The 23,594-nt window shown below is 71.4% G+C and carries 18 protein-coding genes; 9 read left to right on the forward strand and 9 right to left on the reverse strand.

The window, feature by feature from the left end:
- Nucleotides 1–8: 8 nt before the first annotated feature.
- From FS641_RS16165 to FS641_RS16180, 4 genes are all read right to left on the reverse strand, one after another.
- Nucleotides 9–1,316, reverse strand: coding sequence for an O-acetylhomoserine aminocarboxypropyltransferase/cysteine synthase family protein (locus FS641_RS16165; protein ID WP_144765692.1), 1,308 nt, complete (start codon nt 1,314–1,316; stop codon nt 9–11).
- Entirely contained in the window at nt 1,316–2,350 is a 1,035-nt protein-coding gene (locus FS641_RS16170) for an LLM class flavin-dependent oxidoreductase (RefSeq protein WP_144765694.1), read from the reverse strand. The genes FS641_RS16165 and FS641_RS16170 overlap by 1 nt, the downstream gene beginning before the upstream one ends.
- Before the next feature lie 84 nt (nt 2,351–2,434).
- Complete coding sequence (locus FS641_RS16175) at nt 2,435–3,430, reverse strand: RimK family alpha-L-glutamate ligase (protein WP_144765696.1); 996 nt, start codon at nt 3,428–3,430, stop codon at nt 2,435–2,437.
- Nucleotides 3,431–3,706: 276 nt separating this feature from the next.
- Nucleotides 3,707–4,549 carry a helix-turn-helix transcriptional regulator gene (locus tag FS641_RS16180; RefSeq protein WP_144765698.1) on the reverse strand — a complete coding sequence of 281 codons (843 nt, stop codon included), beginning with the start codon at nt 4,547–4,549 and terminating at the stop codon, nt 3,707–3,709.
- 102 nt (nt 4,550–4,651) lie between these two features.
- Here FS641_RS16180 and FS641_RS16185 point away from each other — a divergent pair, with 102 nt between their 5' ends.
- Both FS641_RS16185 and FS641_RS16190 read left to right on the forward strand, forming a co-directional pair.
- The gene (locus FS641_RS16185) at nt 4,652–5,395 is read left to right on the forward strand and encodes an SDR family oxidoreductase (protein WP_144765700.1); all 744 of its coding nucleotides are present in this window, start codon (nt 4,652–4,654) and stop codon (nt 5,393–5,395) included.
- A gap of 91 nt (nt 5,396–5,486) precedes the next feature.
- Nucleotides 5,487–5,996 carry a hypothetical protein gene (locus tag FS641_RS16190; protein ID WP_144765702.1) on the forward strand — a complete coding sequence of 170 codons (510 nt, stop codon included), beginning with the start codon at nt 5,487–5,489 and terminating at the stop codon, nt 5,994–5,996.
- Nucleotides 5,997–6,031: 35 nt separating this feature from the next.
- On the opposite strand, the gene rsmA is transcribed toward FS641_RS16190, so the two are convergent.
- From rsmA to rsmI, 4 genes are all read right to left on the reverse strand, one after another.
- Complete coding sequence (gene rsmA, locus FS641_RS16195; RefSeq protein WP_144765704.1) at nt 6,032–6,883, reverse strand: 16S rRNA (adenine(1518)-N(6)/adenine(1519)-N(6))-dimethyltransferase RsmA; 852 nt, start codon at nt 6,881–6,883, stop codon at nt 6,032–6,034.
- A complete protein-coding gene (locus tag FS641_RS16200) occupies nt 6,880–7,794 on the reverse strand; it encodes a TatD family hydrolase (protein ID WP_144765706.1) in 915 nt (304 codons plus the stop codon). Before FS641_RS16200 ends, rsmA begins: the two co-directional genes overlap by 4 nt.
- Entirely contained in the window at nt 7,791–9,368 is a 1,578-nt protein-coding gene (metG, locus tag FS641_RS16205; RefSeq protein ID WP_144765708.1) for a methionine--tRNA ligase, read from the reverse strand. The genes FS641_RS16200 and metG overlap by 4 nt, the downstream gene beginning before the upstream one ends.
- Before the next feature lie 132 nt (nt 9,369–9,500).
- Nucleotides 9,501–10,322 (reverse strand): 16S rRNA (cytidine(1402)-2'-O)-methyltransferase, encoded by an 822-nt coding sequence (gene rsmI / locus FS641_RS16210; RefSeq protein ID WP_144765710.1) that lies wholly within the window; start codon nt 10,320–10,322, stop codon nt 9,501–9,503.
- Nucleotides 10,323–10,437: 115 nt separating this feature from the next.
- On the opposite strand from rsmI, the gene FS641_RS16215 reads away from it, so the two are divergent.
- A complete protein-coding gene (locus tag FS641_RS16215) occupies nt 10,438–12,069 on the forward strand; it encodes a dolichyl-phosphate-mannose--protein mannosyltransferase (RefSeq protein WP_144765712.1) in 1,632 nt (543 codons plus the stop codon).
- Between the two features lie 396 nt (nt 12,070–12,465).
- Here FS641_RS16215 and FS641_RS16225 read toward each other — a convergent pair whose 3' ends face one another.
- Nucleotides 12,466–13,131, reverse strand: a complete 666-nt coding sequence (locus tag FS641_RS16225; RefSeq protein WP_186317803.1) for a TetR/AcrR family transcriptional regulator — start codon at nt 13,129–13,131, stop codon at nt 12,466–12,468.
- A gap of 163 nt (nt 13,132–13,294) precedes the next feature.
- On the opposite strand from FS641_RS16225, the gene FS641_RS16230 reads away from it, so the two are divergent.
- From FS641_RS16230 to hrpA, 6 genes are all read left to right on the forward strand, one after another.
- Nucleotides 13,295–14,833: an MFS transporter gene (locus FS641_RS16230; RefSeq protein WP_144765716.1), complete on the forward strand. Its 1,539-nt coding sequence runs from the start codon at nt 13,295–13,297 to the stop codon at nt 14,831–14,833.
- Nucleotides 14,834–15,109: 276 nt separating this feature from the next.
- Nucleotides 15,110–15,973, forward strand: coding sequence for a sulfurtransferase (locus FS641_RS16235; protein WP_186317804.1), 864 nt, complete (start codon nt 15,110–15,112; stop codon nt 15,971–15,973).
- Nucleotides 15,974–16,155: 182 nt separating this feature from the next.
- Nucleotides 16,156–17,220: an NAD(P)-dependent oxidoreductase gene (locus tag FS641_RS16240; protein WP_144765720.1), complete on the forward strand. Its 1,065-nt coding sequence runs from the start codon at nt 16,156–16,158 to the stop codon at nt 17,218–17,220.
- 3 nt (nt 17,221–17,223) lie between these two features.
- Nucleotides 17,224–17,754 carry an AAA family ATPase gene (locus tag FS641_RS16245; protein WP_144765722.1) on the forward strand — a complete coding sequence of 177 codons (531 nt, stop codon included), beginning with the start codon at nt 17,224–17,226 and terminating at the stop codon, nt 17,752–17,754.
- A gap of 79 nt (nt 17,755–17,833) precedes the next feature.
- Nucleotides 17,834–19,675, forward strand: a complete 1,842-nt coding sequence (locus tag FS641_RS16250; RefSeq protein WP_144765724.1) for a thioredoxin domain-containing protein — start codon at nt 17,834–17,836, stop codon at nt 19,673–19,675.
- Nucleotides 19,676–19,700: 25 nt separating this feature from the next.
- A complete protein-coding gene (gene hrpA, locus FS641_RS16255; protein ID WP_144765726.1) occupies nt 19,701–23,549 on the forward strand; it encodes an ATP-dependent RNA helicase HrpA in 3,849 nt (1,282 codons plus the stop codon).
- The last annotated feature ends 45 nt before the right edge of the window (nt 23,550–23,594 follow it).

The raw sequence follows: 23,594 nt of genomic DNA on the forward strand, positions 1-23,594 counted from the left end.
CGACCAACCTATCCCGCGCGCGCTGCGCTGAAACCACGCTCCAGGTCGGCCAGGATGTCGTCCGGGTGCTCCAGGCCGATCGACAGCCGGATCAGCCCTTCGCCGACACCGGATGCGGCTCGTTCGTCCGGGGTCATCTGCACGTGCGTCGTCGACGCGGGGTGCACGACGAGCGAGCGCACGTCGCCGATGTTCGACACGTGGTCGAACAGCTCGAGGGCGTCGACGAACCGCCGCCCTGCGGCCACACCGCCGGCCAGGTCGAACGCCAGCACCGCCGACGGCCCCTTCGGGACGTAGCGCTGCTGCAGGTGGTGCCACGGCGAGCTCGGCAGGCCCGCGTAGTGCACGTGTTCCACCTGGTCGTGGGCGTCGAGCCAAGCGGCCACCGTGGCCGCGTTCGCCACGTGCCGGTCCATGCGGAGCGAGAGGGTCTGGATGCCCTGCAACACCAGGAAGGCGGTGAACGGTGCGATGGCCGGCCCGAGGTCCGCGGACAGCTTGGACCGGGTGCGCTGGATGAAGGCGCGCGGGCCGAACTTCTCCGTGAAGGCGGTCCCCGCGAAGCCCGAGTGCTCGACGGTGGTCAGCTGCGGGTACTTGTCCGGGTACGCGGCCCAGTCGAAGTTCCCGCTGTCGACGATCAGCCCCGCGATGGCGCTGCCGTGTCCGGCGAGGTACTTCGTCGCCGAGTGCACGACGATGTCCGCACCGTGCTCGATCGGGCGGACCAGGTACGGCGTCGCGATCGTGTTGTCGACGATCAGCGGCACGCCGGCGTCGTGTGCGACCCCGGCGACCCCGGCGAAGTCGAGGACGTCGCCACGCGGGTTCGGGATCGACTCCCCGAAGAACGCGCGGGTCTCAGGACGGACCGCCGCGGCCCACTCGGCCAGGTTGGTCGGGTCCTGCACGAAGGTGAACGTGATCCCGAGGTCACGGAGCGTGGACGCGAACAGCGTGTAGGTCGCGCCGTACAGCGACGCGCTCGCGACGAGGTGATCGCCGGCCCGGGCGAGGCCGAGGACCGCGAGCGTCGTGGCCGCCTGCCCGGACGCCAGCGCGAGCGCGCCGACGCCTCCTTCGAGGTCGGCGATCCGCCGCTCGAGTGCCGCCGCGGACGGGTTGTTCACCCGCGAGTACGTGTGGCCGGGTGCGTCGAGCAGGAAGCGCTCGGCGGCGTCCTCGGCCGACGGGTAGACGAACGCGGCCGTCTGCGCGATCGGCGGCACGTTCGCACCCCAGCCGGGGTCGGCCTTGTAGCCGGCCCGGATCTGCCGGGTCTCGAAGTGCCAGCCGTCCTCGGGAGCGGCCATCAGGCAGGCACCGACGTGCGAACGAGCGGGATGACCTGTTCGCCGAAACGCTCCATCTCCTCGAGCTGCGGGGAGAACTGCAGCAGCAGGGTGTCGACCCCGGCGTCCTCGTACTCGCGGATCCGCGCCGCGACCTGCTCGGGCGTCCCGACGAACTGCGGCCGGAGCCCGCGGTTCGAGACGGAGTAGTCCTCGAGCGAGGGCACGTGCTCGAGCTGCGACTTGGAGATGAAGTCCTGGTACGACTCGTACGCCCTGCCGTGCTGCACGTCGGTGATCCGTGCGAGCTCGGCCTGCGCCTCCTCCTCGGTCTCGCGGACGATCGCGTACGCGGCCATGCCGAACGCCTCGAACGGCGGCAGCCCGGCCTCGTCACGACGACGACGCATCTCGGCGATCTTCGTCCGGAGCTCCTCGACGGTGCCGCCGTGGGTCACGTACGCGTCGGCGTAGTGGGTGATGCTCGCCTTGCCCGCCTCGCTCTCGCCGCCGGCGTAGATGCGGGGTGTCACCCGCGGCTTCGGCTCGAGGTGCGCGTTCTCGACGTCGTAGTACTCGCCGTGGAACGAGTACGGCGTCTGGCGCCACAGCCCCTTCATGACCTCGACGAACTCCGCCGTGCGCTTGTAGCGGTCGTCGTGCTCGGAGAAGATCCCGCCGTACTGCCGTGCCTCCTCGGCCCACCAGGCGCTCACCACGTTGAAGGTGAACCGGCCGCCGGAGATGTCGTCGATCGTCGCGGCCTGCTTCGCCGTGACGGCCGGCAGGTGGTACCCGGGGCGCATGGCCGCCATGATCTCGAGCCGGTCCGTCGTCGCCGCGATGGCCGCGGCGAGCGCCCAGGCCTCGAGGCTCGGCGCCGCGACGCCCTTGATGTCGTTGAGGTTGAGCTCCGGCACCAGCGTCAGGTCGAAGCCGATGCGCTCGGCGCGCTGCGCCAGGCGCTTGACGTAGTCGAAGGTGACCGGCATGGCCTCGTCGTCGACGTTGCGCAGCCAGCCGCCGAAGAGCGGGGTCCAGTATCCGAATCGCACGGGGGTTCCTCAGGTGGGGACGGACGGACTGGAGGCTCGGTGCCGGTGGCGAGCCGGGCCTCCAGTCCGGTGGGTGGTCAGGTCTCAGGCCGTGGTCGCGGCGGCGTACTGCTCCGCCAGGAGCGCACCCAGGTAGCGGGCGATGGAACGCGGGCCGGAGGCGGGCGCGGTCTCCTCGACGGCGGGGTTGTAGTTCGTGTTCGTGTTGATGTCGTACACGACGTGGCGGCCGTCGGTCGTCTCCATGAACTCGACGCCCGCGATCGTGATGCGCTGCTCGGCGAGGAACGTGCGGAGCTGCTGCACGAGCGGGTGGTCGGCGGTGACCTCGGTGCGGACAGAGAACGCACTCGGAGCGTCGGTGCCGGGCACCTCGCAGACGGCTCCGGCGATGGTCTGCGTCTGTGGGACCTCGCACGCGTCGGCGGGGCAGAGCTCGAAGCTGCCCGCACTCGTGTCGACCCGGACGGCGTAGACGAACTCGCCGCCGACGAACTCGACGCGGGTGATGAAGGGCTCGCGGGCGGTCAGGTACTCCTGCAGCAGGGTGATGCCGTCGACGGGTTCCTCGAACTCCGGGCTGTCGACGTAGGCGTCGAACTCGGCGAGCGAGTCGAAGCGGCGGACGCCGAGGCCCTTGCCGCCCTGGTTGTGCTTCGTGATGAACGGGACGTCCTGGCCGTCGGTGAAGGCCCGCGCGGCCTGCTTGAGGGTCGTCGTGCCGAACACCGCCGTGGTGCGGGGCACGTCGAACCCGGCGCGCTGGAGCAGCCCGTGCTGGGCGACCTTCGACACCTCGAGCTCGAGCACGTGGCTGCCGCCGACGACCTGGCGACCGGCGCGCTCGAGGTGGCCGAGGAGTGCGCGGGTGTACTCCTTGCTGTGCTCGTGGCCGCGCGTGTGGCTGCTCGCGGACATGCGGCTCCAGTAGACGCCGGGCTCGGGCTCTGAGGCCAGGTCGATCTGCCCCTCGGTGAGGAGGATCTCCTCGACCGGCACCCCCTCGGCCTCGAAGGCGGCGGCGAGCGGCGGGAACCACTCGGGGTTCTCGTGGATGACGTACACGCGCGGAGTGCTCACGCGCCCACCCTAGGCACGCTGTCCGTGCGGGTGCCAGGTGTGTGACGTGGTGTTGCTCGGGGTGGGGCGGGGTGCGGTGTGGAGGCCCCGCCCCGCGTGGTGCGAGGTTGATCGCCTGGTGCGGGCTTCTACGCTCGCACCAGGCGGTCAACGTCGCACCGCCGGTGCCGACCGCGCACCGTGCGAGGTCGCGCGGCGCGGCGGCCCGGCTGACCGCGCACCGTGCGAGGTCCGCGCAGCGCGGCGGCCCCGCTGACTGCGCACCGTGCGAGGTCCTCAGCGCGCGAAGGTCTGCTGACCGACGACGCCGAGGAGTTCGAGCTTCTGCGCATCCTCGCTGCCTGCCGGTGCCGTGAAGAGCAGCAGGGCCTGGGTCTGGCTCGAGGTGTGCAGCACCTGACAGTCGACACTGATCCGGCCGAGCTCGGGGTGCACGAAGGTCTTGTGGTCCTGCCACCGACTCGCGACCTCGTGCAGCGACCAGAGCGCGCGGAAGGCCGCACTGGCCGCCTCGAGGTCCGCGACGAGGTCCTGCGCGCGCTGGTCTCCGGGCCCGGCCGCACCGACCGCGGCCCGGAGGCTCGCGACCTGTGCACGAGCGAGTCGGTCGTGCTCCTCCGGCACGAACCGGGCGCGTTCGGAGTCGGACGTGAACCACCGCCACGGCTGGTACCGCTCGTTGCCCGTGAGCCCGACCGCGCTGCCGAGGAGCGCCACCGCGAGCCGGTTCTCGACCAGGGTCTCCCCGAGGTCGCTGACGACGATCGCCGGAGTGTCCTCGAGTCGGTCGAGCACGCGGAGGATCGCCGGGTCGACGTGGTCGGCACGGTGCACCCGGGCCGGGGCGTTGTGGCCGGCGAGGCGGAAGAGGTGGTCGCGCTCGTCGAGCGTGCAGCGCAGGGCCCGCGCGATCGCCTGCACCATCTGCTCCGACGGCTGTGGCCCGCGCTGCTGCTCGAGGCGCGTGTAGTAGTCGGCGCTCATGCCGGCGAGCGCCGCCACCTCCTCACGGCGGAGGCCCGGTGTCCGCCGGCGAGCCCCGGTCCCGAGTCCGACGTCCTCGGGTCGGAGGAGTTCCCGACGACGTCGGAGGAAGTCGGCGAGCGCTGGACGGTCCATGGCTCCCAGTCTCCTGCGGTGCGGCGCGCTCTGCCAGGGAGCGTCGGTCCCCCGATGTCCGGACCCTGGTCGGCTGCGGCGGGGTGCTGGATCGTGGTCGGCATGGACATCACCAACGCCACCGTCGTCATCCCCGGCGCGACCTCGGGCATCGGGCTCGGGCTCGCGCTCCGCCTGCAGCAGGCCGGCAGCACCGTCGTCATCGGCGGACGGCGTCGTGCACGCCTCGACGCACTCGCCGCCGAGCACGGCTTCGACACCGTCGAGCTCGACGTCACCGATCCCGGATCGATCGCGGCCGCAGCGGCCTCGGTGACTGCGGCACACCCGGAGCTCGACACGCTGATCACCATGTCGGGCATCATGCGGGGCGAGGACCTCCGCTCGCCGGAGCACATCGACGACGCGGTCGCGACGGTCGAGACGAACCTGCTCGGGACGATCCGGCTGATCGACGCGTTCCTGCCGCACCTGCTCACGCGGTCCGCCTCGACCGTGATGACGGTCTCCTCGGGTCTGGCGTTCACGCCGCTCGCCGCGACGCCGACCTACAGCGCCACCAAGGCTGCGGTGCACTCGTACACGATGTCGCTGCGGCAGCAGCTCACCGGCTCCCCCGTGTCGGTGCTCGAGCTCGCGCCCCCGGCCGTCGCGACCGACCTGATGGGCGAGGGCGTGGACTTCGGCGGCATGCCGCTCGACGACTTCCTCTCCGAGGTCGTGGCGCTGCTGTCCTCGGGCACGGGGCCGGAGGTCCTCGTCGAGAACGTGCTGCCGCTGCGGTGGGCCGAGCGGGACGGGACCCAGCAGCAGCTCATCGAGGCGCTGGCCGGGCGGGGGCACTGAGGCGGGCGCGCGCGCGGGCGGTGTGTCCGCGACGGCACGCGTATGCAGCATGCCACTGGACTGGAGGCCTGGCCTCCGACAGCATGGAGGCATGGGGAACGAGGGGTACACCGAGACGACCGGCGCATCGCGGCTCTTCCGCGTGCTCGGGATCGCGACCGTCACGGGGAGCGTCGGCGTCGGCGCACTGGTGGCCGTCGTCCCGCCGACTCCGGGCAAGGAGGCCTCCGGCACTGACCTCGTCATCGCGAGCATCGCGCTCGTCCTCGTGGCCGTGCTCGGGGTGGGGCTCGCGGCGTCCCGGCTCACCGTGCAGGTCGACGACCTCCTGACGGTCCGCATGACGCCGTGGTACCGGCGCACGATCAACCCGCGCACGATCACCTCGGCGTCCGTGGTCGACCTCCGCGGGAGGGCGGTCGGCGGTTGGGGCGTCCGGCTCGCTCCGGGTCAGGGCACGGTCGTGCTCATGGACGACGGGCCGGGCGTGCGACTCGGGATCGAGGGCCGACGCGACCTGTCGTTCCGGTGCGGCGATCCGGAACGGGTCCTCGCCGTGCTGACCAGGCAGGGCGCCGGGACCCCGACGAGCCGGAGCTGACGCCGTCGCCGCAGCGGCCGGACCGGGGAACGCGCTCAGCCCGCGGCGGCGAGCACGGTGCGACCCAGGCGGACGAACTCGTCGACGCCGAGTTCCTCGCCGCGGGCCGTCGGCGCGATCCCGGACGCTTCGAGCACCTCGGACGCGTGCGCACTGCCCCCGAGCAGCCCGGAGAGCGCCTGGCGCAGCATCTTCCGCCGCTGCTGGAACGCTGCGTCGACGAGGGCGAACACCCGAGACCGCAGGAGTTCGTCCCCCGGCGGGTCCTTCCGCACGAACCCGACCAGGACGCTGTCGACGTTCGGGACGGGCCAGAACACCTGCCGACTCACCTGCCCGGCGATCCGCCACTCGCCGTACCAGGCGGCCTTCACGCTCGGCGAACCGTAGACCTTGCTGCCGGGGTCCGCGGCGAGGCGGTAGCCGACCTCGGCCTGCACCATGACGAGCGACCGCTCGATCGACGGGAAGGTCGCGAGCAGGTGCAGCAGGACGGGCACCGAGACGTTGTACGGCAGGTTCGCGACGAGGTGCGTCGGTGCCTCGGGCAGGTCGTCCGCAGACACCCTGAGCGCGTCCTGATGGACCACCCGCAGCCGCGCGTCGGGCTGCATCGCGGCGACCGTGGTCGGCAGCTGCGCGGCGAGCCGGGCGTCGATCTCGACCGCGGTGACGGGAGCACCGGTCTCGGTCAGGCCGAGGGTCAGGGAACCGAGGCCCGGACCGACCTCGAGCACCCGCGACTCGGCGGTCACGCCACCGGCTGCCACGATGCGCCGCACCGTGTTGGCGTCGTGCACGAAGTTCTGGCCGAGCTTCTTCGTCGGGGTGACGTCGAGCTCCGCGGCGAGGTCGCGGATCTCGGCGGGACCCAGCAGCGCGCTCACTGTTCGACCGTGATCGGCTGGGCGTCCCACGCACCGTAGACGAGCTCGGTGTTCGAGGCGATCTGCGCGGCGAGCATCGAGGCGTCGGTCCCGAGGGTGTCGGCCATCGACCGCAGCGTCAGCGGGATGAGGTACGGCGCGTTCGGCCGGCCGCGGAACGGCGTCGGCGTCAGGTAGGGCGCGTCGGTCTCGACCATCAGCAGGTGCCGCGGCGCGATCTCGAGGGCATCCCGCAGGGGCTGCGCGTTCTTGAACGTCACCGTGCCGGCGAACGACATGTACCACCCGCGCTCGGCGCACAACCGAGCGAGGTCGGGGCCGCCGGAGAAGCAGTGGAACACGGTGCGCTCCGGGGCCCCGACGCGGTCGAGGACCTCGACCACGGCGTCGTGGGCGTCACGGTCGTGGATCGTGAGCGCCAGGTCGTGCTCCTTGGCGATCCGGATGTGTTCCTCGAACGACCGGACCTGGGCGTCGCGGCCGTCGTCGCCGGTGCGGAAGAAGTCGAGGCCGGTCTCGCCGATCGCCCGGACGCGTGGCAGCGACGCGAGCGCCTCGATGCCCGCGAGGTGCTCGTCGAGCAGCCCCTTGGCCGCGAGCTCCGGCGCCTCGTTCGGGTGCAGGGCCACGGCGGCGAGCACACGGGGCTCCCGCGCGGCGATCTCGGCCGACCACTGCGACGTCGCGAGGTCGGTCCCGACCTGCACGACACCGCGGACCCCGACACTCGAGGCCCGGTCGAGGTGCTCACGCCAGTCCAGCGCACCCTCGGGACCACCGTCGGCGATCTCCATGTGCGTGTGGTTGTCGTACACGGCCACCACGAGTGCCTCGGGCAGCGGCGGGTAGGTCAGGTCGCGCTTGGACCCCTCGGCGCCCTCGCCGCGCGACCGCAGGTGGGCGTCGGTCACGCTGCGCCCTGCTCCGCCTGCTCGATGCGCGGGAAGAGCCCAGACGCGAGCGGGGACACGCGCTCGGCGCTCTGCCACTCCCACGCCCGGTCCACGCGCTGGTCGGCGACGGAACCGCCGGCACCGATCGACTCCCAGAGCTTCTGGGTGGCCTTCGGCATCACCGGCGAGATCAGCACGTTCACGGTGCCGAGACCACGCAGGGCCGTCGCGAGCACGGTGCCGAGGCGGGCGCGACGGGCGTCGTCCTTCGCCAGCGCCCACGGCTCCTGCTCCGTGATGTAGCCGTTCAGGGCGTCGACGAGCTCCCACACCGCAGCGATCGCGTCGTGCGGCGCGAAGGCACCGATCGCCGCGTCCGCCCGCTCGGTGACGGAGACGGCGAGTGCGTCGATCGTCCGATCGGACTCGGTCAGGTCGCCGCGCTCGGGCACGGCACCGTCGAAGTACTTCTGCAGCATCGCGACCAGGCGCGAGGCGAGGTTGCCGAAACCGTTCGCCAGGTCGGCGGAGTAGCGCGCGGAGATGTCCTCCCAGCTGAAGTTGCCGTCCTGCCCGAACGTGATCGCGCGGAGGAAGTAGTACCGGAAGGCGTCGGAGCCGAACGTGTCGGTGATCTCCGACGGCGCGATGCCCGTCAGCTTCGACTTCGACATCTTCTCGCCGCCGACGAGCAGCCAGCCGTGCCCGAAGACGCGCTCCGGCACGGGCAGCCCGGCGGCCATGAGCATCGCCGGCCAGATCACGGCGTGGAACCGGGCGATGTCCTTGCCCACGATGTGCACGCTCGGCCACAGGCGCCGGAACGCCTCGTCGTCGTCGCTGCCGTAGCCGAGCGCCGTGACGTAGTTCAGGAGCGCGTCGAACCAGACGTACAGCACGTGGTCGTGGTCCCACGGGATCGTGATGCCCCAGTCGAAGCTCGACCGCGAGATCGACAGGTCGCGCAGGCCCTGCTTGACGAAGGAGACGATCTCGTTGCGGACGCTCTCCGGCTGGATGAACTGCGGGTTCGACTCGTAGAGGTCGAGCAGCCGCTGCTCGAAGTCCGACATGCGGAAGAAGTAGTTGCGCTCGGACAGGACCTCGACCGGGATGGAGTGGATCGCGCAGACCTGCTGGCCTTCGTACGCACCGGTACCGGGGACGAGGTCGCTCGGCTGCTTGTACTCCTCGCACCCCACGCAGTAGAAGCCCTCGAACTCACCCGCGTAGATGTAGCCGTCGTCGTACAGCTTCTGCAGGAACGCCGTCACGCCGCGCTCGTGCCGTTCGTCCGTGGTGCGGATGAAGTCGTCGTTGGCGACGTCGACCGTGTTGAGCAGGGGCTTCCAGGCGTCGGTGACGAGCCGGTCCGCCCACTCCTTCGGGGTGACGTCGTTGGCACTGGCGGTGCGCAGGATCTTCTGCCCGTGCTCGTCGGTACCGGTGAGCAGCCACGTGTCGTCCCCACGCTGCCGGTGCCAGCGCGCGAGGACGTCCGCGGCGACCTCGGTGTAGGCGTGCCCGATGTGCGGCACGTCGTTCACGTAGAAGATCGGCGTGGTGATGCTGAACGAGGACCCGTCGGACATGCCGACCATCCTACGGGCGGCCGGGAGCCGCATGACGCGGCCGCGACGGGCTGTGGAGAACCCGACCCGGGGTCGCCACGGTGCGGAGCGCGCAGCCGCCGCGCGCCTGTCGGGGCCGAGCCGAGCCTCCCGTCAGCGTGCCGCCAGCGCACCTTCGTACAGGTCGCGCTTCGACAGGCCCGTCGCGTCCGCGACGGCGGCTGAGGCTTCCTTCATCCGGGTACCGGCTGCGACCCGCTCGAGGACCAGGCGCACACCTTCGTCGATGGAGACCTCGTCGACCGAGCCGGACGCCCCGGCGACCACGACGCAGATCTCGCCCTTCACGCCCTCGGCCGCCCACGCGGCGAGCGAGCCGAGCGAGCCGCGCTCCACCTCCTCGTAGAGCTTCGTGAGTTCGCGGCAGACCACCGCTCGGCGCGACTCGCCGAACGCGGCGGCCATGTCCGTCAGCGTGTCCGCCAGCCGGTGGGGCGACTCGAAGAAGACCATCGTCCGCTGTTCGCCCGCGAGCCCCTCGAACGCGCGACGGCGCTCCCCCGACTTCCGCGTCGGGAACCCCTCGAACGTGAACCGGTCCGTCGGCAGCCCGGACACGGCGAGCGCCATGAGCACCGCGGACGGGCCTGGAAGCGCCGTGACGGTCACGCCGGCTGCCGCAGCGGCCTCGACCAGCGGGAACCCCGGGTCGCTGATCGCCGGCATCCCGGCGTCGGTGAGCACGACGACGTCCTCGTCCCGCGCCAGTTCCACCACCTCGGCCGCACGGGCGCGCTCGTTGTGCTCGTGCAGGGCGATGAGGCGCGGCCGGTTCTCGATGCCGAGGGCCCGCATCAGGTGGATGGCGGTGCGGGTGTCCTCCGCAGCCACGACGGTCGCGTTCGACAGGGTCTCGACGAGGCGGCGCGACGCGTCGCCGAGGTTGCCGATGGGCGTTGCTGCGAGGACGATCACGGGCTCCATTGTCGTCGCAGCGGGCCAGGACGCCGCATCCGCATGTCGCAGCGAGCCAGGACGCCGCATCCGCCCGTCGCAGACAGCCCCGAAGCGGCGTCCGTAGGATGCTCCGGTGACCACGGACCTGGCCGACGCACCCACCTCTGCGCCCGCAGCGCTCCGTGGCTCGCGCCTCGACGACTGGTGGGCACGGGTCCTCAGCGTCGGGTGGCGGTTCACCGCCTGGCGCTGGGGCGGCCCGATCGCGGTCACCCTGCTCGGAGCCGTCCTGCGCCTGGTCGACCTGGGCCGACCGCACTCGCTCGTGTTCGACGAGACGTACTACGTCAAGGACGGCTGGTCCATCGTCCACCTCGGGTACGAGGGCACCTGGCCCGGGAACCCGACCGACGAATCGCAACCGACGACCGACGAGCGGTTCGCCGACGGGCAGACGGACGTCTTCACGAGCACGGCGGAGTTCATCGCGCACCCGCCGCTCGGGAAGTACCTCATCGGCCTCGGGATGCTGCTGTTCGGACCGGACAACTCCTTCGGCTGGCGCTTCGCCGTCGCGGTGCTCGGGATCGCCACGGTGTTCCTCGTCGCCGTCATCGCCCGGTCCCTGTTCCGCTCGACCCTCGTCGGCACGCTCGCCGGCGGGTTCATGGCGGTCGACGGGCAGGCGATCGTGATGTCGCGGGTGACGCTCCTCGACGGCATCGTGACGTTCTTCGTGCTGCTCGGCTTCGGCGCGCTGCTCCTCGACCGACGGTGGACCACGAGGCGGCTCGACGCCTGGGTGGCGAACCGCACCGCCGCCGGACGGGACACGCTCTGGGGACCGTTCCTGTGGTGGCGCCCCTGGCTGCTCGCGATGGGCCTGGCGCTCGGCCTGGCCACGAGCACCAAGTGGAGCGGGATGTACTTCCTGGCGTTCTTCGCGATCTACGCCGTCCTCACCGACATGATGCTGCGGCGCCGCGCCGGGATCGAGTTCTGGTCCACGAGCGCGTGGCTGCAGCAGGGACCGGTGACGTTCCTGCTCACCGTCCCGATCGCGGCGGTCACCTACCTGGCGTCGTGGACGGGGTGGTTCGTGACGTCGGGCGGCTACGACCGCAACTGGATCGCCGGCGGCGGGCAGCGGTGGACCGGCGTCCTGGCGTGGGTCCCGGAGAGCCTGCAGAACTGGTGGCACTACCAGTCCGAGATCTACGGCTTCAACATCGGGCTGCACACGCCGCACGCGTACCAGGCGAACCCCCTGCTCTGGCTGCTCATGCAGCGCCCGACGTCGATGTACTACGTCGGCACGAACGCCGGCCAGGACGGCTGCTCGGCGACCCGGTGCGGTGCGGCGATCACCGACATCGCCAACCCCTTCATCTGGTACGCGTCCGTGGTCGCGGTCGTCGCGCTGCTGGTGCTGTTCGTGCTGCGGCGCCGGTGGGAGTACGGGTTCGTCGTGATGGGCGTCGCGGCGGGCTACCTGCCGTGGCTGCTCTACGTCGACCGGACGGTGTTCCAGTTCTACACGATCGCCTTCGAGCCCTACATGGTCATGGCGCTCGCCGCGGGGGTCGGGCTCGTCCTCGGCTCACGCGAGGACCCTCGACCCCGCCGGACCCGCGCGATCGTGTGGGTGGGCGTGTACCTGGCGGTGGTGGTGCTCGCGTCGGCGTACTGGTACCCGATGTGGACGGCGCTCCAGGTGCCGTGGGACTTCATCCGGTCGCACTACTGGGTGCCGAGCTGGTTGTAAGGGGCGGCCGGGGTCGGTCCGCCTGGGTCGGTCCGCTTCGGTCGGTGCGGCCTGGGTCCGTCCCGCCTGGAGGCTCGGGTCGCCTCCGACACGCCGCCTGCGGGTCGGTGGGGGTCACCACCTCGTGGCTCCTGTCGGCGCGCGCGTCCCCGCTGCGGCGCTCGTCCCCGCTGCGGCGCTCGTCCCCGCTGCGGCGCTCGTGCCCGCTGCGGCGCTCGTCCCCGCTGCGTGGTCGTCCCCGCTGAGTGGTCGAGACACACCGCGTGCACGGTGTCGAGGGGCCACGAACCGTCGGGTGACGCCGTCAGCGACGACGGTTTATGACCGTTCGACGGACCTGAACGGGGTGTCGTGACCAGTCGGCGGCCGTGACGAGTCGGCGGAGGTCCTGACCGGTCAGGACTGGGCGTGCAGCGCGCGCTCGATGGACTCGCGGTCGAGCGGCACGCCGAGCATCGGGTCCCCGGCTCGGGCGTCCTGCGGCAGGACGGCTTCGATGACGAGCTCGGCGTACCGACGCCAGGCGTTCGGGTCGTGGGCACGGGTCACGTCGGCGACGGCCCCGACCATGGTGGTCAACATCGGGAGGTCGCGGTAGTCGAACCCGACGCGGACCACCCCGGCGTCGTGCGCACGACGGATGATCGCCGAGACCTGGGTCTCGAGTCGGTCTCGCTCGTTGACGATCGACGGTCGCCCCTTGCCGGCGCGGACGATCGCGTCGGCCAGCGCGCGGTCCCGAGCACGGAACTCGAACACGCCCATGAGGTAGAGCCGGAGCGACTCCCGCGGATCGGTCTCCTCCGCAGCCCGCTCAGCCGCGGCGTTCATCGCCTCGAACTTGGTCGCCAGGAGCGCCTCGATCAAGGAGTCCTTGTCGGCGAACCGGCGGTACACGGTGCCGACGCCCACCCCGGCCTCGTGCGCGATGTCGTTCAACGTGACCGAGAGCCCACGCTCCGCGAAGCACTTGCGTGCGGTCTGCAGGATCAGCTCGCGGTTGCGTGCGGCGTCGGCCCGGAGCGGGCGCTCGAGCTCGGCGTGCTGGTCGGTCGTGGTCACCCAGCAAACGTAGTTGAACATTCTGGGAATAAGCGGATGCAGACCTTCCGTTTTGGTCTACACTGGCTCGAAGCGGATGCGTCGCATCCACTTCACCTCGTAGACCTGGAACGCCCGACGGCGCGCGCTCCGACATCGCACCATCCCTCTCAAGGAGGCTGCCGTGACGGCAGAACAGACCGCGCCGGCTCCCACGGGCTCGGCACCCACCACTCCGAGCGCACCGCCCCGCAAGGAGCACCGCTGGATCGCCCTCGCGGTGATCGCCCTGGCACAGCTCATGGTGGTGCTCGACGCCACCATCGTGAACATCGCCCTGCCGTCCGCGCAGCAAGACCTCGGTTTCGGCACCGACCAGCGGCAGTGGATCGTCACCGCCTACTCGCTGGCGTTCGGCTCGCTGCTGCTGCTCGGTGGCCGCCTCGGTGACCTCTTCGGCCGCAAGAACACCTTCATCATCGGTCTGGTCGGATTCGCCGTGGCGTCCGTCCTCGGCGGTCTGGCCGACTCGTTCGGCCTGCTCGTCGCCGCTCGTGCGCTCCAGGGTGCGTTCGGCGCCCTGCTCGCGCCGTCCGCACTGGGCATGCTCACCACGACCTTCCGCGACCCGAAGGAGCGCGGCCGCGCGTTCGGCATCTTCGGCTCGATCGCCGGGTCCGGCGCGGCGATCGGTCTGCTCCTCGGTGGGGTCCTCACCGAGTACGCGTCGTGGCGCTGGTGCCTCTACGTCAACGTCGTCTTCGCCGTCCTCGGCGTGATCGGCGCGCTGGTCTTCATGGTGAAGCCGCCGAAGGTCGAGCGTCCGCGCATCGACGTCGCCGGCGTGGTCACGATCACCCTCGGCCTCGTCGGTGTGGTCTACGGCTTCTCGAACGCCGAGACGAACGGCTGGGACGACCCGTTGACCATCGTCATGCTCGCCGTCGGCGTCGTGCTCATCGCGGCGTTCGTGTTCATCGAGACCCGCGTGGCGCACCCGCTCCTGCCCCTCCGCGTCGTGCTCGACCGTGACCGCGGCGGATCGTTCATCGCCATCGGCCTGGTCGCGATCGGCATGTTCGGGATCTTCCTGTTCCTGACGTACTACCTCGAGCAGACCCTCGGATTCTCCGCACTCCAGACGGGCCTGGCGTTCCTGCCGATGCCGCTCTCGATCATGATCTCCGCGACGCAGATCGGCGGCCGTCTGCTCCCCCGCGTCGGTCCGAAGGTCCTGATCTTCGCCGGAGCCCTCGTCGCCGCAACGGGCCTCCTCCTGCTGCTCCGCACGGACCTCGACAGCTCGTACGCGGGCACCGTCCTGCCGGCACTCGTCGTGATCGGCCTCGGCATGGGCACGATCTTCTCGTCCGCCATGAACACCGCGACGACCGGGGTCGCCCGTGCGGATGCCGGTGTCGCGTCGGCGACGGTGAACACCATGCAGCAGATCGGTGGGTCAATCGGGACCGCACTCCTGTCGACGATCTTCGCGGACGTCGTCAAGAACAGCCTCTCGGGGTTGTCCGCGGCGCCGACGAAGCTGCAGCAGGCCCAGGCCACGCTCGACGGCTACCACGTCGCCTTCGCGATCTCGGCCGGCGTGCTCGTCATCGTGGCCATCGCCAGCGGGCTGCTCATCAACCGGCAGTCCGTCCGACTCGAGAAGCTCGCGCACCTCAGCGCCAACGCGACGGGCAGTGTCCCCACCGCGGCGCACTGACGCCAAGCACGACGCAGAAGGCCCGCTCGACTCCGGTCGGGCGGGCCTTCCGCGTGCGCGAGGTGGGGCTGCGCGGGTCGGCGCGGCGGCGCGGGCGGGGCGCGGAAGGGACGGTCGACCCGGAACGACAGCGTCGCTGTCGTACGACATGCACTTCGTCGTTCCGAGTCCGCTCCCCCGAACGTTCTTCGGCCCGACACCGCTGAACCAGATCGCGATTGCGCAGTGTTGCGGTTCCCGAGTCAGACGTCAGGGGTCCGCATTATGGTGTGCGGCATGGCCCCCGTCCTCACCTCGCCGCTCGTGTCCACGCAGTGGCTCGCGGACCACCTCGGCGCCGACGACCTCGTCGTCCTCGACGCCTCGGTGCACACCGCGGGGACCGGCTTCGGCACGCGCTGGTCCCCGGCACGTGACGCCTACGAGCAGCACGGGCACATCCCGGGTGCGCGGTACGCCGACCTCGTGCACGACTTCTCGGCACCCGACACCGACCTGCCGTTCACCCGTCCGGGCGCCGAGCAGTTCGAACTCGCAGCGCGCACACTCGGCGTCACGAACGAGTCGACCGTGGTCGTCTACGACGACGACATCGGCGAGTGGTCGGCACGGCTGTGGTGGATCTTCCGCGCGTTCGGGTTCGACAGCGTCGCGGTCCTGGACGGCGGGTTCGTGAAGTGGCGCGACGAGGGCCGTCCCGTCCGGGTGGGTGCTCTGACCTCGCGTGCGGACGAGCCGACGGCACAGCAGGCCTTCCTCGCCGGCGAGGAACGTCCGCTCTGGGCCGATCGAGCCCGCGTGGAACGTGCCGTCGACGGTACCCAGCCCGCGGCGCTCGTCCTGGCGACCGACGAGTCCACCCTCGGTGACGACCACGCCCCGCTGGTCCCGGGGACGATCCCGATCAGTGTCGGTCGCATCGTCGACCAGGAGTCGAACGCGCTCCGCCGTCCGGCCGTGCTCGCGGACATGTTCGCGCCGGTGCTGGACGCGGACGAGATCGTGACGTACTGCGGGGTGGGCAGCGCAGCGTGCGTCGACGCCCTCGCCCTGACGATCCTCGGGCACGACCGGGTCCAGGTCTACGACGGCTCCCTCGCCGACTGGTGGCGCCGTGAGCCGGAGACCATCGCGTCCTGACCGAACGCGCCGCCTCCCGAACGGAGTCGGCAGCCTCCTGACCGGACGCGCGCAGCCTGCAGACCGGACGCGCGCAGCCTCCCGACCGGACGCCCGCAGCCTCCCGACCGGACGCCCGCAGCCTCCCGACCGGAAGCCGGACCGGCGCACCCCACGCGGGCCGCGGCACTAGCGTTGGCACCATGAGCTCCAGACGCGCGGTCATCCTCGGCGGAACGGGCGGGATCGGCTCCGCAGTCGCGCGCGAACTCCTCGACGCCTCCGGTCGTGGCGGTGACGACTGGCATGTCGACGTCGTCGCCCGCCGCGGGGGTGACGTCGCCGACGCACTGACGAGGAACGGCGCGACGTTCGTGCCCGGCGACCGGCGGGACACCACGGTGCTCCGCGACCTCCTGCGTCCAGGAGCCGACCTGCTCGTCGACGCCGTCGGCGCCACACGGGACGACGCCGCACAGCTCCTGCCGTTCCTCGGCGACGTCGGATCGACCGTGTTCACCTCGTCGAAGGCGGTCTACGTCGACGAACAGGGGCGGCACGCGAACTCGCTCGACAAACCGGTCTTCGGCGGCCCCGTGACGGAGCTGCAGCCCACCGTCACCGCGGCGGACGCCGACCCGACGAGCCGCGACGGGTACGCCGCCGCGAAGGTCGCGGCCGAGCAGCTGCTGCTCGACCACGGCGCTCCCGTGACGGTGCTCCGCCCCTCGAAGGTGTACGGCGTCGGGATCGGTCGACCGCGCGAGTGGTTCGTGGTGCGTCGAGTCCTCGACGGGCGGGAGCGCATCCTGCTCGCCGACGGCGGCCGCGGCGTGGACCACACGACGGCGGCGAGCGGCATCGGTTCGCTCGTGCGCCTCGTCGCGGACGCGCCGGACCGCCGGATCCTCAACGTCGCCGACGACGCCGCACCGCCGGTGCTGGAGATCGTCCGGACCATCGCCGGTCACCTCGACCACCGGTTCGACGAGGTCCTGCTCGACGCGGACGCTCCGCCCTTCCTCGGGACCACGCCGTGGTCGTCGCCGAGCCCGTTCGTGCTCGACACCGGTGCAGCCCAGGCGCTCGGGTGGACCCCGCCGCGGTTCGCCGACGCCGTCGTCCCGGAACTCGACTGGCTGGTCGAGACAGCGCACCGCACCCCGGTGGACGGCGACGTCCCGTGGGCGACCGACCCGTTCTGGGACCGGATGTTCGACTACGGTCCCGAGGACGCCGCCCTCGTCATGCTGTCGATCGGGAACTGACCCGTGCCCAGGTCGGAGGTGCTCCTCATCGGCGGCCGGTCCGGCGTCGGCAAGTCGACGGCAGCGTTCGCGCTCCACGACCTCCTCGCCGAGGCAGACGTCCGGCACGTGGTGATCGAGGGCGACGTGCTCGACCTCGCGTACCCGCCGCCACACATCGAGCACCCGGAGGCGCGGCTCGCCGAACGGAACCTCGCCGCGGTGTGGGCGAACCACCGGGGACTCGGGCACCACCGGCTCGTCTACACGAACACCGTCTCGGTCCTCGAGGCCGACAGGCTCGCCGCTGCGATGGGCGACGACCCCCTCGTGGTCGCCGTCCTGCTGCGTGCTTCCGACGACACGACCGCGTCCCGGTTGGGACGACGGGCGGGTGGCTCGGTCCCGGAGGCGCAGTCCGCGCACTCCGCACGCACCGCCGGGAGGCTCGACGCGGCTGTCGCAGACGAGGTCGCCCGGATCGACACGGACGCCATGGCCCCAGCCGACGTCGCACGCCGGCTCGCCTCCCTGACGGGCTGGCTCCCCGCCTGACGTCTGTGGACGGAGGCCGGTCGTCCACAGATCGTCCCGCCGCCCTGCCCGCTCAGCGCCGAACGGGCACGCTGGACGCATGAACGACAACCGACTCGGCACAGCAGTCAGTCCCTACCTGCGGCTCCACGCCGACAACCCGGTGGACTGGCGCGAATGGGGCACCGACGCCTTCGCGGAAGCCCGTGAGCGAGACGTCCCGGTCCTGGTGTCGATCGGTTACGCGACGTGCCACTGGTGCCACGTCATGGCCCGCGAGAGCTTCGCCGACCCGGAGATCGCCGAGCTCCTGCGGCGAGACTTCGTCGCGGTGAAGGTCGACCGTGAAGAACGACCGGACGTCGACGCCAGCACGATGGCGGCGGCAGCAGCGTTCACCGAGCAACTCGGCTGGCCGCTGACGGCGTTCATGACACCGGATGCGCACGTCTTCTTCGCCGGGACCTACTTCCCGCCGTCGCCGGTCGGGCAGCACCCGTCGTTCCGGCAGGTGCTCGGCGCAGTCCTCGACGCCTGGCGCGACCGCCGGACCGAAGTCGACGCGAACGCCACGGCGCTCGCCTCGGCCATCCGGCAGGGCGCATCCGACGCGGCGGCAGGTGATGGTGACGGTGACGTCGGAGCCGAGCCGCGCCTCCCGTCCGTGGACGCGATCCATGCGGTCGTCGAAACCCTCGCCCGGGGCGAGGACCCCGAGTACGGCGGTTTCGGTGGCGCACCGAAGTTCCCGTCGGCACCGCTCCTGGAGTTCCTCGCCGACGCGGCTGCCGATGGCTCGGCCACCGCCGGTGCGCTCGTTGAGCGGACGCTCGGCGTGATCGCGCGGTCGGACCTCACCGACGCCGACGGCGGGGTGTTCCGGTACGCGACCCAGCGGGACTGGGGCGTCCCGCACTACGAGCGGATGCTCTACGACAACGCGGGGCTCCTCGCCATCGCGCCGCGGGACCAGGCGCGGGGCATCGCGGAGTTCCTGCGGGACACCCTGCGCGGCCCCGACGGTGCGTTCTCCGCGGCGCAGGACAGCGAGTCCACCATCGACGGCCGCCGTGTCGAGGGCGCGTGGTACCGGCGACCGCTGGCCGAGCGCGCGACGCTCGATCCACCGCCGATCGACGACCAGGTCCTCACCGGGTGGAACGGCCTCGCGATCCGCAGTCTCGCCATCGCGGGCGCCCGGGCCGGCGATGCCGAGATGCTCGCGCTCGCGCGGAACGCCGCCGACGCGGTCCTCGCCGCCCACGTGCAGGACGGCCACGTGGTGGTGCGGTCGAGCACGCCGCGGGGGACCTCCGACGCACCGCCGACCGTCGAGGACATCGGGCTGCTCGCCGAGGGGCTGCTCGAGCTCGCCTTCGTCACCGGAGAGCCCGGGTACGCGACGACGGCCCGTTCCCTGGTCGACGACGGTCTCGCTGGCGCTGCGCCCGTCGACGCGGTCCTCGCTGCCGCGGGCACGGCGACCGGCGAGCAGCCGCAGACCGCCATGCGGTCGGGGACGGTCGCACTCGCGAACGCCGCACTGCTGGTGGCCACGCTGACCGGCGACACGACGTACCGGACGGCGGCCGCCCGGCTCGTGGCCGACCGCGCACGGACCGGTCTCGACCGGCCGCTCGGCCACGCCGATGCCCTGGGTGTGGCGCTCGCGCTCCAGCGACCCTCGCGGGAGGTCGTCGTGGTGGCGTCCGAGCCCGGGTTGCGTGCCGCGATGCAGCAGCGCGCGACCGCGGCGCGACGCCCGGGCACCGTCGTCGTGGTGGTGACGCCCGACCAGGCGCGCGCGTGGGCCGACGCCGGGTTCGAGCTCCTCGCCTCCCGCGACGGGCTGGACCCCGCCGCGTACGTCTGCCACGACCGCGTGTGCGCCCTCCCCGCGCGCGGCGTCGACGAGCTCACCGTCCAGCTCACGTCGGCGTGAGTGCTGGCGGTATCCTGGAATGCTCATGTCTCCCACACCCCCGGTCATCACGTACCCGCCCGAGCTGCCCGTCTCGCAGCGCCGGGACGACATCGCCGCAGCCATCCGCGACAACCAGGTCGTGATCGTCGCCGGCGCGACCGGCTCGGGCAAGACGACGCAGCTGCCGAAGATCTGTCTGGAACTCGGGCGCGAACACATCGGACACACCCAGCCCCGACGCATCGCAGCGCGGACGATCGCCGAGCGGGTGTCCGAGGAACTCGGCGGCGAGCTCGGGGACCTCGTCGGCTACCAGGTGCGGTTCACCGACAAGGTGAGCGCGAACACCCGGGTCAAGCTGATGACCGACGGCATCCTGCTCAACGAGATCCACTTCGACCGTGACCTGAAGCGGTACGACACGATCATCATCGACGAGGCGCACGAGCGCTCGCTGACGATCGACTTCCTGCTCGGGTACCTCAAGCGCCTGCTCCCCCGACGCCCTGACCTCAAGCTCATCATCACGAGTGCGACGATCGACCCCGAGTCCTTCTCGAAGCACTTCGGCGGCGCTCCGATCATCGAGGTCTCCGGGCGCACCTACCCCGTCGAGATCCGGTACCGCGCGCTCGTCGCCGAGGACCCGGACGACGACGGGGACGACGACACCGACTCCCGCACGGCCGACGCCGGTCCGGGTGCGGATGACCGGGACACACTGACCGGCATCACCGACGCACTCGACGAACTCGCCCGCGAGGACCCGGGCGACGTCCTCGTGTTCCTGTCCGGCGAGAACGAGATCCGTGATGCCCAGGACGCCATCGAGGGCAAGCACTACCCCGGCACCGAGGTCCTCCCGCTCTACGGTCGGCTCTCCGCTGCCGATCAGCACCGGGTGTTCCAACGGAGCGGGACGCCGGGGATCCGCCGGCGGGTGGTCCTCGCGACGAACGTCGCCGAGACCTCGCTCACCGTGCCGGGCATCAAGTACGTCGTCGACACGGGGACCGCCCGCATCTCCCGCTACTCCCCCCGGGCGAAGGTGCAGCGCCTGCCCATCGAGGCGATCTCGCAGGCGAGCGCGAACCAGCGCTCGGGCCGAGCCGGCCGCACCAGTGCCGGCATCGCGATCCGGCTCTACTCCGAGGACGACTTCGAGCGCCGTCCGGAGTTCACCGATCCCGAGATCCTGCGGACCAACCTCGCGGCCGTGATCCTGCAGATGATCTCGCTGGGGTTCGGTGACATCGAGTCGTTCCCGTTCCTGCAGCCGCCGGACTCCCGCGGCGTGAAGGACGGCCTCGACCTCCTCCGCGAACTCCGCGCCGTGGACAAGGACGGTGCGATCACCAAGTCCGGGCGACAGCTGACCCGACTGCCGATCGACCCGCGCCTGGGCCGGATGGTCCTCGAAGCCGGGCGCCAGGGCGTCGGCCGCGAGGTCATCGCGGTCGTCTCGGCGCTGAGCATCCAGGATCCGCGTGAGCGTCCGCTCGAGAAGCGCGCACACGCCGACCAACTGCACGCCCGCTTCGCCGACCCGACGAGCGACTTCCTGACGCTGCTCGGCCTGTGGAACTACCTCGAGGACAAGCAAGAAGAACTCTCCTCGAGCGCCTTCCGTCGACTGTGCAAGGCGGAGTTCCTCAACCACCTCCGCATCCGCGAGTGGCAGGACCTGTACCGGCAGCTCTCGCGCGCGGCCAAGCAGGTCGGCATCCACGTCGGGCGCGAGCGCAAGGACGACCCGGACGCCGTGCACCGCTCGTTGCTCGCCGGTCTCCTCAGCCAGATCGGTCTGCGCGACCGAGAGAAGCGTGACTACCTCGGCTCGCGCAACACCCGGTTCGTGCTCTTCCCGGGCAGCGTCTTGGCGAAGAAGCAGCCCGACGCCGTGATGGCAGCCGAGCTCGTCGAGACCAGCCGCCTGTTCGCCCGTACGGCCGCCAAGATCGATCCGGCGTGGACGGAGCAGCTCGCCGGCGACCTCCTCAAGCGGACCTACGGCGAACCGCACTGGGAGAAGAAGCAGGGGGCCGTCGTCGCACACGAGCGGGTGACGCTGTTCGGCGTCCCGATCGTGCAACGCCGCCGCGTGCAGTACGCCCGCATCGACCCGGTGCACTCGCGGGAGCTGTTCATCCGACATGCCCTGGTCGAGGGCGAGTGGGACTCGCAGCAGGCGTTCGACCGGGCCAACCGGAAGCTCCGGAAGGAACTCGAGCAGCTCGAGGAACGGACTCGGCGTCGCGACATCCTGCTCGACGACGAGACCGTCTACGAGTTCTACGACGCCCGCATCCCCGCCGAGGTGGCGACGACCCGCGACTTCGAGGGCTGGTGGCGCCACACTCGCCGCGACCAGCCCGAGCTCCTGACGATGCGCCGCCAGGACCTCCTCGACGAGTCCGCCGCCGAAGCGGCGCAGGACGAACAGGAGTACCCGACGCAGTGGCGCTCCGGTGACCAGCGCCTCGCGGTCCGGTACCGCTTCGAACCGGGCGCAGCCGACGACGGCGTCAGCGTGCAGGTGCCGCTCGCCCTGCTCCCCCGCATGCGCGAGGAGGGCTTCGACTGGCAGGTCCGCGGCCTCCGGAAGGAGCTCGTCACGGCGCTCATCAAGGCGCTGCCCAAGCAGATCCGGAAGAACGTGGTCCCCGCCGCCGACTGGGCGGAGAAGATCGTCGAGGAGCTCCCCGACGACGCACCGACGACCCCGACCGAGAGCTTCCGCGCGACGCTCGCGAAGACCATCCAGCGCATGACCTACGTGCCGGTGTCGGAGCAGGACTTCGACATGTCCCGCGTCCCCGCACATCTGCTGCCGACGTACGCCGTCGTCGACGAGCGGGGGCGCCGGGTCGAAGCCGGTAAGGACCTCTCCGCGCTGCAGACGAAGCTCAAGGACCGCACCCGGCAGAGCGTCGCCGCGGCGACGCAGCGGCCGGGTCGGCAGGGAGGCTCGGCACGGGTCGCCGAGGCGTCCTCCGGCCGGCAGGTGGAGCGGTCGGGGCTCGTGGCCTGGCCCGACGAGGACCTGCCGGAGACCCTCGACACCAGGCAGGCCGGTGGCGTCATCCGCGCCTACCCGGCGCTCGTCGAGGAGGGATCCGGTCCGAAGGCGACGGTCGGCGTCCAGCTCCTCGCGACCCCGTCGGACCGCGCCGTGCGGATGCCCGCCGGTGTCCGACGCCTGGTGATGCTCGCGGTGCCGTCCCCCGTGTCCTACATCCAGTCGCACCTGACCTCGCAGGAGAAGCTCGCGCTCGCCGCCAGCCCCTACCCGTCGACGACGGCACTGTTCGACGACGTCCTCGCCGCCGTGGTGGACGCGGGCATCCGACGGGTCCACCCGGACGGGATGCTCTTCACGAGGGCTGCGTTCGAGTCGGTGCGCGATGCCGTGTCAGCGTCGGTGGTCGACACGATGTTCGGCGCCGTGTCGGAGGTCGCGGCGGTGCTCGCGGCGCTGCGTTCCGCCGAGCGCGCTCTGAAGCAGGCCACGAACATGTCGTTGCTCCCCGCGCTCAACGACATGCGCCAGCAGCTCGAGCGCCTGGTGTTCCCCGGGTTCGTCTCGGTCGCCGGCGTCGACCGGCTGCGGCGCATCCGCGTGTACCTGCAGGGCGTCGAGGCGCGGGTCACCAAGCTCCTGCAGAACCCCGGGCGTGACGCCACGTGGATGCGCGAAGTGGCCGCAGCGACCGGCCGGTACGAGGACGCCGGCGGCACCTTCCCCCCTGCGGTCGGGGCGCACCCCGAACTCGTGCACGCCCGGTGGATGCTCGAGGAGTTCCGACTGAGCCTGTTCGCGCAGGAGCTCGGCACCGCCGAGACCGTCTCGCTCCAGCGCATCACGAAGGCGCTGTCCGCCGCCTCCGCCTGACGGGTACCGTCGGTCCGAACAGCCACCGCACGACAGGAGTCCGCT

The sequence above is a fragment of the Curtobacterium sp. 9128 genome, assembly GCF_007673775.1.
GTDB lineage: Bacteria > Actinomycetota > Actinomycetes > Actinomycetales > Microbacteriaceae > Curtobacterium.